The following is a 16,859-nucleotide window of genomic DNA, read 5'->3' on the forward strand; positions in this document are numbered from 1 at the left end:
AAACTTTATCAACTCTTACTATTTTATTTAATTGCCAAAAACTGAAATTAAAATAATCCTTGATCATACCACAAAATATTTATGCAAGAGTTCTATAGTACGTGCAGCTTCATACGAACCAGCTATTGCACCATATTTTGTAACTGTTGCCCAAAGATGGGGTGTTAATCCTTCTTCTATTCCTAACCATTTTAGAAAGGGGCAGAATCCTAACTTTAAATATTTACCTTTTTGATGTGATTGTTGGTGACGCTCAACCATATATGGTAATGAAAGAGTTACTTTAACCTGACCAACTGTTAATATATGTCTAGTATAATTCCCATGCTTTCTGAATGCTTTATTTGACATATTTTCTGTTTGACTGATTGCTGTATTTAAAGCTGATTGGGACTGTGATAGTTTGTTTAATAAAACTGCTACACATTCCCCCGCCAAACTTAATGCCGTGTTTCTAATTTTTTCCTCTCTATCTTTAAAAGTCTGAGCCGACCATTCACTCAGATTTTTTATTTCTAAAAATTTCGTAACTTTTTCTTTAAAGTTTGACAATAATGTGCTTAAATCTAAACTCAAATGTTTATTCATGAAGTGTAGTCATTCCCTGTTTTGATATCAAATCTCAAAACTTTTACTCCAAAGGAATCCTACACTTTTTTGTTTCCATCATAAAATTAAACAATCATAACGATAAATTTTTCTCAGTATTACTGAGGTATTGAGCTATCTAACCAGTATCTATTTTACTCATCTACTGAACTATCGGGTTAGCGATCGCATCCTTCGGAGTGGGGCATATTCACTCGTTTTTACCCGACTTCAGAAAATCGTGTTGCTCCCGGGAGGCATCTACTGAAGCAATTGGTCGTAGCAAAGGTGGATTGAGTACCAAGATTCATGCGACAGTAGATGCCTTGGGCAATCCTTTGAGTTTTCATCTAACCCCAGGACAAGCTTGTGATTTGGATGGAGCTGACCAACTATTACCTGAGTTAGTAGCTGATACCATACTTGCTGACAAAGCATACGATGCTGATCACAGAGTAATTGAACCACTCCAGGCTCAAGGCAAGACAGTGGTAATTCCGTCCAAGTGTAACCGCACCAAAGCGCGTGATTACGATTAAGACTTGTACAAGGCCCGCCACCTGATCGAAAACTTTTTTGCCAAGCTCAAGCAGTACCGGGCAATCGCCACCCGCTATGATAAACGTGCCAACAACTTTTTGGGTGCCATTTATTTGGCTGCCTCTGTTATCTGGTTGAATTGATGACACGCCCTAGGTTTGTCACAAGGATTTTATCTCCAATATAAAGAACTTCCTAATTTAAAGTTAAGGTCTTAAATATTAATAATTTTAATCAGAAAATTCACTATTAACTTCCAAAATTGTAGGTAATGTAGATATGGTTACTACTTTACTCTAGAGAACATTACTACAAACATATCTTTTAACTGAGTACCTTTCTGGTGGAGAAAAAATAAATAATACTCTAATTTTTATTAGTTAGTAATACTTCTGCGATCGCTTGCGAGATGGGATAATGCGGTGAATATATTTCCATCCAAAAAAATTCCCCGACTGGATTAACTTCGAGGAATACATGCTGACCATCGGGGGTGACAATAATATCAATTGCCCCATAGTTTAAGCCAAACTCAGTCATTAGTTTGAGCAGCTTTTTCTCAATATCTTCTGGCAAGTTGTATGGTTGCCAATTCTTACCTAAAGCTAGCCCCTCTTTACGCCAGTCGTAAGTAGATCCTGACAAGCTTTGCGAGTCTACGGAGGCAGTAAATACGCGGTGTCCGACGATAGTTATCCGCAACTCCAGCGCCTTGGGCACGTTTTCTTGAAATGTCATCGGACAAAAACGCAGCCCTTCCATATTCTCCATATCCTCATCTGTAACTGGAGTGGTAAACACCACGTTTTCTCGTCCCTGCTCATCATAGATAGCAAAGGAAGAAAGCATCTTGGTGATTATACCTTGCTGACACTCTTGAGCGAACTGCTTGACTGCTTCGGGATTATTTGAAGTCAAGGTACGTGGAGTTAGAAGTCCGAGTTCTCGTGCAACTTGCAATTGTAGTTGCTTATTATTAGCCCGATCCACATTTGACATTTTATCAAAGTGGAATCCTTGGAGGCTGGCAATCATACCTCTGACGGTGGCGCGACATTCGTTAATTGACGCATCTCTATATTGCTTGTCCATTGAGTTAGATATTTTCTGCCCATAGCGCATCCGCCGATACCAAACTGAGAACACTTCACTCAAATCGAGCTTTTGTTCGCCATCAGTAATAATTACCTGTTCAGTATCACCAGAGTAAATATCTAGCTTGACTTCGGTGGGATATCTGTCTGTGTCAAACCGAAATGCTTTTTCTCCTCTAGCCTCAATTTCTTTGATTACTAAAGGAATGCTTTCGTTATCTTGGCTAAACGTAACTATTAATACAGTCATAAAAAATTGTTAACGAAAATACTTGTTTTTATATTTTGTAGTAAGGACTTTAGTACTTAATACTGAAGCTAAAACCTTTACTAGAAGAACTATCCGGCTTTTTCATAAATAAGAGCAAGTGCGATCGCACTTGCAATAGGCAAGTCTAAATCTTTCTCTAGCATTCCCCATTCTCCCACAGGGGTGATTTCCAAAAAGACGTATTCGCCTGATGGTGTGAGAATGAAATCTAAGGCTCCAAATAACAACCCAAATCTCCCCATAAAGGCTTTGATACGACGAATTATTTGATCAGGAAGCTGGTGGTGTTGCCATGCGCCAACCTCAACACCTGGTTTACGCCAATCAACTTTAGCTGCTGCATACACATCCGCATTTAGCGCCCCTACAAATACATTGCCATTCACATACACCACTCGTAATTCCTGTTTCTTGGGGATTTGCTCTTGAAAAACCATTGGGCAATAGCGTAGTGACTCGGCATCTTCTAAGTCTTCCTCTTTGACGATGCTGGTGTAAAGAAAGAAAGAGGAGTTAGCTTCCATACACTACTATTGTTTGATACTTGCAGAAGTTTTCGGTCTACTGACTTTATCAACGAAGGCAGGAGGCAGATAGCGCAGCGTTAGGAGTCCGCGTTCGCTTTTAGCGTCTCGTAGAGAGCGTCGGGCAGGAGACAGAAGGAAAACTGCCCGTACTGTAGAACAGCTGCGACCAGATAAGATAAGAACACCAAATTTTCAATTTGGTGGCTCCCGTTCAGGAGCAGGCTGTTTCATTCGTAATGGTCATGATTTTGTCAAGAGTATGGCCGAGAAGTTTAGGAAGGTAGGAAAAAGAAAAATTACCATTTCAACAGATAAATTTAAGTGCGAGCGCCATTTTCTTGTCGAATTAGATTTCTTAGTCACCTGATTTTTTTGCTTAAAATACTTGTAAATCAGCGCCTTTTAGGGGATAAATCAGCCCTGCGTCCAGAAGGGGATTCAGACCCCTTCTGAACGGAACCTTCTGCTTTCTGCCTCCTACCTCCTTCAAAAATATCAAAGTTAACTCGCTTGGCTTGTGCGTTTTACTTGATTTTGAAGCCGGAAATTAGTTTGCGCCAACCAGACTACAAAATAATTCCTGCAATACTGAGAACTAAAATAGGAATCTGCTTTGATTTCTATTAGCGCAGCTTGGCGTAGCCTACTGATTTGTGTAGGCAGGGAATAGGCAATAGGCACTCTTGCAACAGAAAAAAAGCCTTTCTGTTGTACTGAGCTTTTTCAAAAATCAAATATAAGTCCTATATCTACTTAACTTTCTTAACTTTCCTTGAGTTCCCGCTATGAAGCTGAGAGAATAGTAAGCTGTATAAGTTAAAAAACAAAGGTAAAAAAGTTTGCTTAAATTAGATTAATACTGAATAATTTTAATACGTAGCTTTTACGTAATGTTAAGCATTCTTAGCAAAACTAAAGTTAGCTAATTTTAATTCTCAAAGAGCGGTCTTTAAGCAAAGATACAGAAGCTAATGCATTTAGATAGTCAAGCTAGCATAAATAATATTACTTAAAATTTTGTAAAATATGGAAGTAAAAATAAAACTTTGAGGCTATCGATAATTACGGAGGATTACGCCTACCCGTCATCAAAAAAAGTACCACTCATTCTTAACCGCCAATACTCCGTATAATATTAAATTCGATACTCAGATACTGCGGGTCTGTTGTAATGGGGAAGACCGCTTTTAAATATTGTATTTGACGGTAGTAGTGAAGTAGTAACCGGAGAATTAAAACGATTATTTGAACCGAGTAATAAAGGTAGTAAAAGTTTTTATTATCGTTTTCAAACATTCCCCAGCAGTGAACAGCAAGCAACAGATAACGCTAAACCAGAAAATATTCGTCAGCTACAGGCATTAGCAGCTCGGCTGATTGTAGAAAAAAAACAAACAATTAATAAGTTGTGTGGTCTATTATAAAACTAGTCTTTATTAATGGCCTGCTATTATTTAATGTCACCTCTTACTATTATTAGCAAAAGTGCAGTTAAGTAAGCATAATTCTGAAAAAGCCAACAGCAAGAAGGATATAGAATCAAATGCAGTTAGATAACTATAGTCTGCCTTTAGCAAATTCAATTAATAAGAATTTTATATGTAGAGAAGTGGAAGTTGCTATTCGGTCGGATTTAGCTGTTGACGATTGTGTAGTAATCCAGAGGCAGACAAAAAAGTTAAAACAAGAGTTAGTTGCTTATATAGTTCCATCAGGTTCTTTTATACCAGAACAATTGTTATCTGACTTGCAAAAAATTCTACCCAGCGAATACATCCCCAAGGCGATCGCACTAGTTTCTACCATACCCTTGACAGATAAAGGAGAGTTAGACAAAGCGACTCTAGCCACTTTAGAACTGATTGACTCTGACCTGATACTTAATATAGAAAAGCAACTAGAGTCATTGTCAGAAATTGAGCGCGTTGCTGTGGTTTTTGAACCTCAAATTAAGATTATTCCTACTCTACATTTAGAGAATTTACTAGGCGAAAATCAAGCAATATCTCTGGCAACGTCTCTAACAAATGTTTTTGAAAATAGCCTCCTGCAAAAAGTACAAGCCGTTATACCTAATGAGAATATAGAAAATCAAAATTCTGACTCGTCAAAAAAGCTAGCCATTAGCCACGGGGAATCTCTGCAATACTCCGAAGACACTTCTAAAAGTTTACAAGAAGTGCTGCAACGAACTGCTCAAAATTCAACTAAAGGTATCATTTATGTTCAACTTAATGGCAGTGAGAAAATTCAGTCTTACCGCCAATTATGGCAAGATGCTCAAAGAATTTTAGCGGGATTGAGAAAGCTGGGACTCAAGCCCCAAGATAAAGTAATTTTTCAACTAGAAGATAATCAAGATTTCATCTGTGCCTTTTGGGGTTGTGTGCTAGGGGGCTTTGTGCCGGTGCCAGTGTCTATCGCACCTACCTACGAACCAGTCAACAGTACCGCAAGCAAACTCCAAAATGCTTGGCAACTGTTGGGAAAACCGATTGTACTGACGAGTGCTTCTTTAGCTCCCAACATTGATGGTTTTTTCCGGCTTTTAAATTTAGAAAACTTTCAAATTGCAACTATCGATCAGTTGCGTGAGTGTGAACCGGATTTTAAATTGCATCAAAGTCAGCCAGAGGATTTAGCAATTTTGTTGTTAACTTCTGGAAGTACTGGCATACCCAAGTGTGTAATACTAAATCATCGCAATCTATTGAGTATGACGGCTGGCTTAGTTTCAATGGGCCATTTCTCCAGCCAGGAAAGCGTTTTAAACTGGATGCCTCTGGATCACGTCGGTGCATTGGTATCTCTGAGTATCATGGCTGTTAGTCTGGGTTGCCAACAAATCCATGTACCCACTGACTTAATTGTGCAAAATCCGCTCAAGTGGCTGGATTTGATTGATAAACATCAAGCTACGATTAGTTGGTCTCCTAACTTTGCTTTTTCCCTAATCTGCGATGCCCTTGGCGATCTTTCCTACGGAACGCTGCGCGAAGGGTATCAGGCTTTTGATATCGAGCGCCAGAAATGGGATTTATCCTCAATGAAGTTCATAATCAACGCTGGAGAGCCGATTGTCACTAAAACAGCCAGGAATTTTTTAAAGCTGCTTCGCCCTTATGGTTTACCAACCAACACGATTCATCCAGCCTTTGGGATGTGCGAAACCGCTTCTGGTATCACTTACTCTAATAGTTTTTCCCTAGAATCGTCATTAGATAACACCTCATTTGTAGAGTTGGGGTCTCCTATTGCTGGTGCTTCACTGCGAATTGTTGACGAAAATGAACAAATAGTTCTAGAAGGCATAATTGGGCGACTGCAAGTAAAAGGTGCATCTGTTACTAGAGGTTACTATCAGAATCCACAGGCGAACCAAGAAGTTTTTACCCTCAATGGTTGGTTTAATACAGGTGATTTAGGATTTCTGGATCAAGGGCGTTTAACGATTACTGGACGGCTCAAAGATGTCATTATTATCAATGGACTCAATTACTACTGCCACGAAATTGAAGCTGCTGTTGAGGAACTTAAAGATGTAGAAGTTTCATATACAGCCGCCTGTGCAGTTAAACAACCAGGAAGCAATACTGATAAATTAGCTATATTTTTTAATACTTCTGTTTCTGATGATGCCAATTTATTAGTTCTGCTGAGGCAAGTTCGCGCTTCTGTTGTCAATAAAGTAGGAGTAAATCCAGATTATTTAATTCCAGTAGATAAAGAAATTATTCTTAAAACCGCTATTGGTAAAATCCAGCGATCGCAACTTAGCCAGCGTTTCAATGCAGGTGAGTTTAAATTAATTATTAAGCGACTTGATATATTACTGAGTAACGCTAATACCATTGCCGACTGGTTCTACCGTCAAGTGTGGCAGCCCAAATCTCCCATTACTTTTAATTCTGTTTTAACTATTACTAATTCCACTCTAGTATTTCTAGATTCTTGCGGATTAGGGGCATATTTATGTCAAATATTGTTAGAACATAACCTGCCATATATAACTGTTTCACCCAGTGAAGATTTCCGAAAAATTAATCACTCACACTACACAATTACTCCCAGACAAGCCAAGGACTACCAACTTTTAATCGAATTTCTAGCAGCAGATAATATTATCATTGGACAGATTCTTCACTTATGGACTTATGACGAGTATATTGGCGAAGTCAAAAATCTTGATGCTCTCGAACAAGCACAAGAACATAGCATCTACAGTTTATTGTTCCTGACTCAAGCTTTAGCCAAATTTCAGGGTGCTGATAATTCTGTTCAATTACTATTTATTTCTTCTTATATTCAATCTATTTCCTCATCTGATCCAATCGGTTACGAGAAATCAGCAGTATTAGGGCTATTGAAAACGATTCCTCAAGAATTACCTTGGTTGAACTGTCGCCACATTGATTTGCCTTTCGCTGAAGTTGAAAAAAATGGAGCTTATATCTTACAAGAGATACAAGTTTCCTCAAAAGAACGAGAGATAGCATATAGAAATGGACAGCGTTTCGTTCCTCGTTTGAAAAAAGTTGATTGGACTAACGAACCTAAATCCTCAATTGCCTTCAAGCAAGGAGGAACTTATTTAATCACTGGAGGACTTGGTGGTATAGGTATTGAAATTGCGCGGTATTTGCTGAAACATTACCAAGCTAAGTTACTGTTGGTTGGCAGAACTCCTTTACCTGAAAAAAGTACCTGTAATGCTCATCTAGAGAGGGAAGATGTTACTGCAAAATCCCTGAAAGTTTATCAGGAACTAGAACATCTTGGCGGAGAAGTAATCTACGAAGCTGTTGACATTTGTGACTTAAAACAGTTGCAGATAATAGTTGAAAAAGCTAAATTCCGATGGAGTACAAATCTGGATGGAATAATTCATTTAGCTGGAACTTTCCATGAGCAGCTGGTACTTGAAGAAACTCAGGAGAACTTAGCAGTAGTATTGCGTCCCAAGATGTTGGGTGCTTGGACGTTGCATCAATTAGTGAAAGACAATGCAGACAGCATTTTTATCAATTTTTCTTCAGCACACGGTTTTTTTGGTAGTACTGCTGTCGGTGCTTATGCTGCTGCCAATAGTTTTCTCGATCGCTTTTCTGATTACCAAAATTCCCACAGTAAATTAACAAGCTATTGTTTGAGTTGGAGTATGTGGGATGACACAGGGATGAGTCAGGGATATCAGATGAAGAATCTGATCCGTGCCAAAGGTTTCTATGTCATGTCTGCTTCCCAAGCAATATCTTCAATGCTTGCCACCTTACAACATCAGCAAAAAAATATATTGATAGGTTTGGATGGTAGTAACCAAAATATTCAACGTTGGCAGTCTCAAGCCTTTAATTTAGAGAAGTTAACTGCCTATTTCACTTCTAGTAGTAACGAGGTTGTTCAATTACCAAACTTGCAAGTGCAAGACCGCTTTGGAACTTCTTGTACTTGCAATTTAGTACAACTGCCGGAAATGCCTTGCCTCGAAAACGGCGAAATCGATCGCACCAGCCTAATTCAGAAAATTAATACTCAGCAAATTAGGGAGCGAGTAGAACCACGCAACGAGATAGAGTTCAAAATTGCTCAATGTTGGCAGCAAGTTCTAAAAGTACCACCTTTAAGTATTAATGACAACTTTTTTGAGTTTGGTGGAAATTCACTACTAGCTGGGCAAGTAATTTCTCGGTTACAAGCAGATTTTTCTCTAGAGTTGTCTCTACAACGTTTATTTAAAGCACCCACGATCGCTAGTTTAGCCCAGAGTATTGAGGCGATTCGAGGATTAACTCAAAATCAGAGTGGATCTATTGAGGCAATCGCAGAAGAATATGAGGAAGTAAGGATATGAGAATAGAAGAGTTTTTAGCTAACCTGCAAACCAAGGGTGTCAAAATCTGGATTGACGGAGATCAACTTGGCTGTCGCGCTCCCAAAGGAGTGATGACAGCAGTCATCCAGCAGGAACTTAAAGAGCGGAAAACAGAAATCCTTGCTTTTCTCAAAGAAGCTCAAATAGCTACACAATCTACTTCTTTCCCTCTAGCAGCAGTTGCCAGGGATAGGGAGTTGCCTTTATCTTTCGCTCAACAGAGGATATGGTTTCTTTCTCAACTAGATAAGGAAAGCCCATTTTACAATGAAAGTTTCCAACTGCGGATTATTGGAAAGCTTTCAATCACAGCCTTAGAACAGAGTATCAACGAAATTATCCGCCGTCATGAAGCCTTACGAACTACCTTTGCTGTGGTAGAGGGCATCTCTTTTCAGGCGATTGCACCTACCTTTACCATAAATATACCTGTGGTGAACTTACAGGGTTTACCAAAAGCCTCAGTGCAACAAATAGTCACTTCATTGGTTCGCAAACCCTTTGACTTGAGTAGTGTTCCTTTGTTGCGAGTTACTCTACTGCGTCAGGAAGTAGAATCTCACTTGTTGATCTTGACCATGCATCACATCATTATCGATGGCTGGTCAATGGGGATATTTTTCAAAGAGTTAAAAGCTCTTTATCAAGCTTTTACTAAAGACCAACCAAATCCTTTACCAAAGTTAACTATACAATACGCTGATTTTACCTTTTGGCAACGCCAGTGGTTAACTCAAGAAGTTCAACAAAAGCAACTTGATTACTGGAAACAACAGTTAACTGGTGCACCGCCTTTATTAAAGTTGCCAACTGATTATCCGCGTCCACCCGTGCAGACATTCTCTGGTGCTACTAAAAAATTTCAACTAACAGAGCATTTAACCTCTCAACTATTAAGCCTCAGCCAAAAGTCAGGTGTCACCTTGTTTATGACCCTGCTGGCCGCTTTTGCAGTTTTACTGCATCGTTATAGCGGTGTAAATGATGTTTGTATCGGTTCGCCTTTTGCTAACCGCAATCGTCAAGAAGTTGAGCCACTAATTGGCTGCTTTGTCAATACTTTAGTGTTGCGTACTCAAATCGAAGATAATCCTAGTTTCTCTCAATTACTCCAACAAATCCGCTCTGTTGTTTGGGATGCCCACGCACACCAAGATATACCATTTGAGCAAGTGGTAGAAGCACTACAGCCAGAACGTTCTCTTAGCTATAATTCCCTGTTTCAAGTGGTGTTTGTTTTAGAAAATTTTTCGCTCGATACTTTAGAATTACCTGATATTAGTCTGACCCCAGAGATGGTAGAGCGGGGTACGTCTCAGTTCGATTTGAGCCTCTCGATTTGGCAGACACAAAAGGGATTAATTGGGTCGTGGGAATATAACAGCGATCTGTTTGAGGCAGATACAATTGCTAGGATGACGGGTCATTTCCAGACTTTGTTAGAAACAATAGTTAGAGAACCCAATCAGAGAGTTGGAGAATTCTCTTTACTAACACAATTAGAACGGCATCAGTTATTAGTGGAATGGAATAGTACTCAAACAGACTATCCCCAAAAATGTATCCATCAGTTGTTTGAAGAGCAAGTAGAGCGCAATCCTGATGCAGTAGCGATAGTCTTTGAAAATCAACAACTTACATACCGTGAATTAAACTGCCGCGCTAACCAATTAGCGCATTACTTACGTTCTTTGGGTGTGGGAGCAGATGTACTGGTAGGTATTTGTGTAGAACGCTCGCTCTTAATGATTGTGGGAATCTTAGCAATTCTCAAAGCAGGTGGGGCTTATGTGCCACTTGACCCTGAGTATCCGACTGAGCGTTTGCACTTCATGCTCGAAGACACTCAGCTATCACTGATATTGACTCAAGAAAAACTAGTTGAGAAATTAAGCGATCGCTTTCGGCGTGGCTTTGGCGATTCTCCAGAGGAGACGCTACGCGATCGCAAAGCTAGGATAATTTGCTTAGACTCAAACTGGGATATCATCAGTCAACAAACACAACAGAACCCGACTACTAGCATAAAGCCTGATAACTTAGCTTATGTAATGTATACGAGCGGTTCTACAGGTCAACCCAAAGGTGTGAGCATTATTCACCGAGGTGTAGTTCGATTAGTTAAAGAAAACGACTATGTAAGCTTTTCTGAAAAAGAAGTATTTTTCCAATTTGCTCCTATCGCCTTCGACGCTGCAACTTTTGAAATTTGGGGAGCGTTACTTAACGGTGGAAAACTTGTAATATTCCCTGCCCACACCCCATCAATAAATGAATTAGGACAAGTTATTGAGCAATACCAAATTACTACCCTTTGGCTAACTGCGGGTCTATTTCATTTAATAGTAGATGAAAATATTGAAGCTTTAAAACCCTTACGTCAACTGTTAGCAGGTGGTGATGTTTTATCTGTAACTCATGTCCAAAAATTTTTTCAAACTGTAGAAAATTGCCGACTAATTAATGGTTACGGCCCCACAGAAAATACAACTTTTACTTGCTGTTATCAAATCCCCAAGTCACTCAGTTGGGATGTCTCTATTCCTATCGGTCGTCCGATTGCTAATACCCAAGTTTACATATTAGATAAAAATCTTCAACCCGTACCCATTGGTGTACCTGGAGAATTGCATATCGGTGGTGCAGGATTAGCACGAGACTATTTCCATCGACCTGAAACTACCGCCGAAACATTTATTGAAATTGAATTATTCAATAAAGTTGAACGTCTTTACAAAACAGGGGATTTAGTTCGTTATTTACCAGATGGCAATATCGAATACCTGGGACGCATTGACAATCAGGTGAAGATTCGTGGTTTTCGGATCGAGTTGGGAGAAATTGAAGCAATACTGAGCCAACATGGAAATGTGCAAACCTGTTGTGTGATTGTCAACGAAGATGCAACTGGTGATAAACGCTTATTCGCCTACGTAGTACTGCAAACAGAGGTAACATCCATCAAGGACGAACTACGTCAGTTTCTTGCCGATAAACTGCCTCACTACATGATGCCATCGGCTTTTGTAATCTTGGAGTCCTTACCACTAACTCCCAACGGCAAAGTAGACCGCCGTGCATTACCACTACCGGATTTATACAGTGAAATAGCAGATAAATATGTAGCTCCGCGCACCCCCATTGAAGAAAAGTTGGCACAAATTTGGGCGCAAGTCCTCAAAGTAGAGCCAGTTGGCATTTACAATAATTTCTTTGAATTAGGGGGACACTCGCTATTAGTGACCCAAATAATTTCTCGCTTACCAGAAGCTTTTGGGAGTTCGTTATCGTTGCGTTCTTTATTTGAATCACCAACAGTTGCTCAGTTAAGTGAAGTCATCTCTAATGAACTGCAAACTAATTCGGGTTTGACAGTACCGCCGATTGTGCCTGTTTCCACAAGACTTGACATACCTCTATCTTGGGCGCAGGAACGCCTGTGGTTTCTGCATCAATTAGAAGGTGAAAGTGGAGCTTACACGATAAATTTCCCCTTGCATTTGGTGGGGAATCTCAATATTCAAGCCTTAGAAAAGGCAATTGAGGAGATTGTGCAGCGACATGAAGTTCTGCGTACTCGCTTTGAGATTAAGAATGAGAAGTTAGTACAAGTAATCGACCCCAACATAACCATCAAGTTACCAATAGTGGATCTACAAAATGTGGCAGATCCTTGGCAACTAGTGGAGCAACTAGCGATTAAAGAAGCATACAAACCATTTGATTTGGCTAACGATCCTGTGTTGCGGGTCAAGATGTGGCAAGTTGCTCAACAGGAGTATGTATTACTGATAGCCATCCACCATATTGCTGCTGACGGTTGGTCATTAGGTGTTGTTAACAGCGAACTGTCTGCCCATTATCGAGCCAATGTCACAGGTAGTTCAGTTGTCTTACCATTACCTGTACAATATGCTGACTTTACCTTATGGCAACGCCAATGGCTGACAAATGAGGTACTAGAGCGTCAGTTAAGCTACTGGAAGCAACAGTTAGCAGGAGCGCTCCCTTTGTTGGAAGTGCCTACAGACCGCCTCCGCCCAACCATCCAGACTTTTAGGGGAGCAACAGAGCAGTTTAAACTAGATAGCAAGCTAACTTCTGCGCTCAGACTACTGAGCCAAGAGTCAGGAAGCACTTTGTTTATGACACTGCTGGCGGGTTTTGTGGTGTTAATGTCTCGCTACAGTGGACAAACGGATCTTCTAGTTGGCTCCCCAATTGCCAATCGCAACCGCAAAGAAATCGAAGGATTAATTGGATTTTTTGTCAATATCTTAGCACTGAGGTTCGACTTATCAAAAGAACCGACCTTTGCAGACTTATTGACGCAAGTACGACAGGTGACTCAAAACGCTTACGACCATCAAGATTTGCCCTTTGAGATGTTAGTCGAAAAGTTGCAATTGGAGCGAAACCTGGCTCACAACCCATTGGTACAGGTGATTTTTACTCTCCAGAATGCTCCTACTTCCCCTTGGGATTTACCTGGTTTAAAGGTGGAAGAAATGCCTTGGGAACTTGATGCCGTGCGGTTTGACCTGGAAGTACACTTCTGGGAAACTCCAGAAGGTCTTGAGGGCTTTTGCTGTTACAGCACCGATTTATTTGATGGGATAACGATCGCCCGCATGATGCAGCATTTCCAGAATTTGTTCGTGGCGATCGCTGCAAATCCACAGCAGCCAGTAGCTTTACTACCCTGGCTCACACAGCAAGAGCGTCATCAACTGTTAGTGGAGTGGAACGATACAGGAGTAGATTATCCCCAAGATAAGTGTATCCATCAGTTGTTTGATGAGCAGGTAGCGCGTACTCCCGATGCGGTGGCGGTAGTGTATAAAAATCAACAACTTACATACCGTGAATTAAACTGCCGCGCTAACCAATTAGCGCATTACTTACGTTCTTTGGGTGTGGGAGCAGATGTGCTAGTAGGCATTTGCGTAGAGCGTTCTTTAGAAATGATTGTGGGACTGTTAGGGATTCTCAAGGCAGGTGGTGCTTATGTACCTATTGACCCAGAGTATCCCCAAGAGCGTTTGAGCTTTATGTTAGAAGATGCTCAAGTATCGGTGCTTTTAACTCAACAGCAATTTGTAGAAACGTTGTATGCAACGTCTAAAAATCAAGCGTATGTCGTTTGCTTAGACACTGACTGGGAAACAATAGCTCAAAACAACTCCTCAAACCTGGAAAAGACTGTAACCCGCGATAATTTAGCTTATGTCATCTACACTTCAGGTTCTACAGGTAAGCCCAAAGGCGTTTTAGTCAATCACAATAATGTAACTCGTCTGTTTGCAGCAACAAACTCTTGGTATAACTTCAATTCCCAAGATGTATGGACACTGTTCCACTCTTATGCTTTCGACTTTTCCGTTTGGGAAATTTGGGGTGCATTACTGTATGGTGGACGGTTGGTAGTCGTGCCTTATTTAGTGACGCGATCGCCTGAATCCTTCTATAAATTATTGTGTCAAGAAAAAGTCACAATTCTCAATCAAACACCTTCAGCCTTCCGCCAGTTAATTCAAGCTGAACAGGCGATCGCAACTGCTGGCGATTTGAACTTACGCTTAGTAATTTTCGGTGGGGAAGCCTTAGAACTATCGAGTTTGCAACCTTGGTTTGAACGCCACGGCGACCAGATGCCCCAGTTAGTAAATATGTACGGGATCACCGAAACCACCGTACATGTTACTTATCGTCCCTTGAGCAAAGCTGATTTAAATGGTGCGGCAAGTGTGATTGGTCGTCCGATTCCCGACTTACAAGTGTATGTACTGGATGAATATAAACAGCCAGTACCGATTGGTGTTCCAGGTGAGATGTACGTTAGTGGTGCTGGAGTGACACGCGGCTATGTCAATCGTCCCGAACTCACAGAACAACGGTTTATCTCTAATCCTTTTAGCAACAACCCTCAAGCACGACTATACAAAACAGGGGATAGGGCGCGTTACTTGCCCAATGGCGAGTTAGAGTACTTAGGACGAATCGACAATCAAGTGAAAATTCGGGGCTTCCGTATCGAATTAGGGGAAATTGAAGCGGTTTTAAATCAACACCCCTTAGTACAGGAGAGTGTAGTCGTCGTCAGAGAAGATACCCCTGGGGATACTTGTACTGAGCTAAATCGAAGTAAACGTCTTGTGGCTTACTTAGTGCCTGCTGTTCATCACAAAACATTACCCCAGCAGGTTGCCCAATGGCAGAGCGAGTACGTTAGTGACTGGCAAATGCTCTATGAACAAGCCTATAGCCAAAACCAAGCATCTACAGATGACCTCACGTTCAATATTACTGGTTGGAACAGTAGTTATACCAGACAACCCATCCCAGATTGGGAAATGCAGGAGTGGGTTGAAAGTACAGTTAGCCGCATTCTGGCTGGTTTTCCGCAACGGGTACTAGAAATTGGTTGTGGAACGGGTTTACTATTATCTCGCGTTGCCAAGCACTGCCAACAGTATTGGGGATGTGATTATTCTATCGCCGCAATCAAGCACGTTAAGCAGATATGCTCCACAGTTGATGGTCTAGCTCATGTGCAACTGCTGCACCAAATGGCTGACAACTTTGAAGGTATCCCCAAAGCTGAATTCGACACTGTTATTTTAAACTCTGTAGTGCAGTATTTCCCCGGTGTTGAGTATTTGTTGCAGGTAATAGAAGGAGCAATGGCAGCAATTGGCACTCAGGGTAAACTATTCATGGGCGATATCCGCAGTTTGCCATTACTAGAGCCATATCATGCAGCTGTGCAGTTGTTCCAAGCTGCTGAAGATAGAACTGTTGAGCAATGGCAGCGAATGGTAAATCAGAGTGTTGCTGTTGAGGAAGAATTAGTTATCGACCCCAGTTTCTTCATCGCCCTCCAGACACGCTTTCCTCAAATTACTTGGGTAGAGATTCAGCCCAAAGGCGGTAACGCTCAAAATGAGTTAACTCAATTCCGCTATGATGTTACCCTGTACGTAGGTATTGATGTCCCAAAAACGGCAGTTCCTTGGTTAAATTGGCAACTCGACAAGCTTTCATTGACACAAATTCAAAATCGATTGCAACAGGAACAGCCCCAAGTGTTGGCAATCAGACGCGTACCGAATCAAAGGGTACAGCAAGCACTACAAGTTTGGCAATGGTTGGAACATCCCCCGGCTGTAGAAACAGTGGGACAACTGCGGCAGTTCCTAGCACAACAGCCAACACTGGGGGTCAATCCAGAGCAGTTTTACAACTTGGGGCAACAATTTGGTTACACGGTTAATCTAAGTTGGTGGGAGAGTAGTCAGGATGGTTGCTATGATGTGCTGTTCTGCCGCCATAATTCGACGCAGACACTTGCACTGACTTGTGCCGAGCGTTCGCGTAGCGTCTCGCAGAGAAGCCGAGGTAGAAAAGCTGAAGTGTCTGACGCACAAATTGCTTTTTGGGAGACTTCAACAGTCACTAATAAACCTTGGACTGACTATACTAACAATCCTCTACGGGGCAAATTAGTTCAGAAACTAGTACCGCAGCTGCGTGAACATATCCAACAAAAGCTACCCGATTACATGATGCCACAGGCTTTTGTCGTCCTCAATGCCCTGCCGTTAACCCTCAATGGCAAAGTAGATCGCCGCGCCCTGCCTTCACCTGATACAGCCACAAGAAATCTTTCTACTGGCTTTATTTTACCTCGCACCCCAATTGAAGCTCAACTGGCTCGAATCTGGAGCCAAGTTTTGGGAGTTGAACGTATTGGCGTTAAGGACAACTTCTTTGATCTGGGTGGTCATTCTTTACTAGCTACCCAAGTTCTTTCAGAGATTAACTCAGCTTTTGGGCTTTATATATCTATACAGATGATGTTTGAGTCTCCCACAGTAGCGGGGATAGCAGCCTACATAGAAGCAGTGAATTTGGTAACACAAAATTTATCAGTTAAAGAAATTGGTAGTGAGGTAGTGGAGTTTTGA

Annotated in this window: 4 protein-coding genes and 2 pseudogenes; 3 read left to right on the forward strand and 3 right to left on the reverse strand. The window is 41.1% G+C overall.

The genetic code is table 11. The annotated features are described in order from the left end of the window. Window positions 1–63 precede the first annotated feature (63 nt). Window positions 64–588, reverse strand: coding sequence for a hypothetical protein (locus tag V7K49_RS18490; RefSeq protein ID WP_335206769.1), 525 nt, complete (start codon window positions 586–588; stop codon window positions 64–66). Between the two features lie 266 nt (window positions 589–854). Between V7K49_RS18490 and V7K49_RS18495 the strand changes: the two are divergent. Further along, window positions 855–1,271 (forward strand): annotated as a pseudogene (locus V7K49_RS18495) (IS5 family transposase); the annotation flags it as partial. Window positions 1,272–1,494: 223 nt separating this feature from the next. On the opposite strand, the gene V7K49_RS18500 reads toward V7K49_RS18495, so the two are convergent. Together V7K49_RS18500 and V7K49_RS18505 are read right to left on the reverse strand one after the other, a co-directional pair. Then, window positions 1,495–2,472: an MvdD family ATP-grasp ribosomal peptide maturase gene (locus V7K49_RS18500; protein ID WP_335206771.1), complete on the reverse strand. Its 978-nt coding sequence runs from the start codon at window positions 2,470–2,472 to the stop codon at window positions 1,495–1,497. Window positions 2,473–2,561: 89 nt separating this feature from the next. Further along, window positions 2,562–3,008: pseudogene (locus V7K49_RS18505) on the reverse strand (MvdC family ATP-grasp ribosomal peptide maturase); the annotation flags it as partial. Window positions 3,009–4,563: 1,555 nt separating this feature from the next. Here V7K49_RS18505 and V7K49_RS18510 point away from each other — a divergent pair. Next, complete coding sequence (locus V7K49_RS18510; RefSeq protein WP_335206772.1) at window positions 4,564–8,871, forward strand: SDR family NAD(P)-dependent oxidoreductase; 4,308 nt, start codon at window positions 4,564–4,566, stop codon at window positions 8,869–8,871. Next, window positions 8,868–16,859 (forward strand): amino acid adenylation domain-containing protein, encoded by a 7,992-nt coding sequence (locus V7K49_RS18515; RefSeq protein WP_335206773.1) that lies wholly within the window; start codon window positions 8,868–8,870, stop codon window positions 16,857–16,859. The genes V7K49_RS18510 and V7K49_RS18515 overlap by 4 nt, the downstream gene beginning before the upstream one ends.

It is taken from the genome of Nostoc sp., assembly GCF_036919675.1.
Classification (GTDB): domain Bacteria; phylum Cyanobacteriota; class Cyanobacteriia; order Cyanobacteriales; family Nostocaceae; genus Nostoc.

Excerpts from the sequence above, each read along its gene's own strand:
- V7K49_RS18515 (WP_335206773.1), top strand. The coding sequence starts at position 8,868 with ATGAGAATAGAAGAGTTTTTAGCTAACCTGCAAACCAAGGGTGTCAAA.
- V7K49_RS18500 (WP_335206771.1), bottom strand. The coding sequence starts at position 2,472 with ATGACTGTATTAATAGTTACGTTTAGCCAAGATAACGAAAGCATTCCT.
- V7K49_RS18490 (WP_335206769.1), bottom strand. The coding sequence starts at position 588 with ATGAATAAACATTTGAGTTTAGATTTAAGCACATTATTGTCAAACTTT.
- V7K49_RS18510 (WP_335206772.1), top strand. The coding sequence starts at position 4,564 with ATGCAGTTAGATAACTATAGTCTGCCTTTAGCAAATTCAATTAATAAG.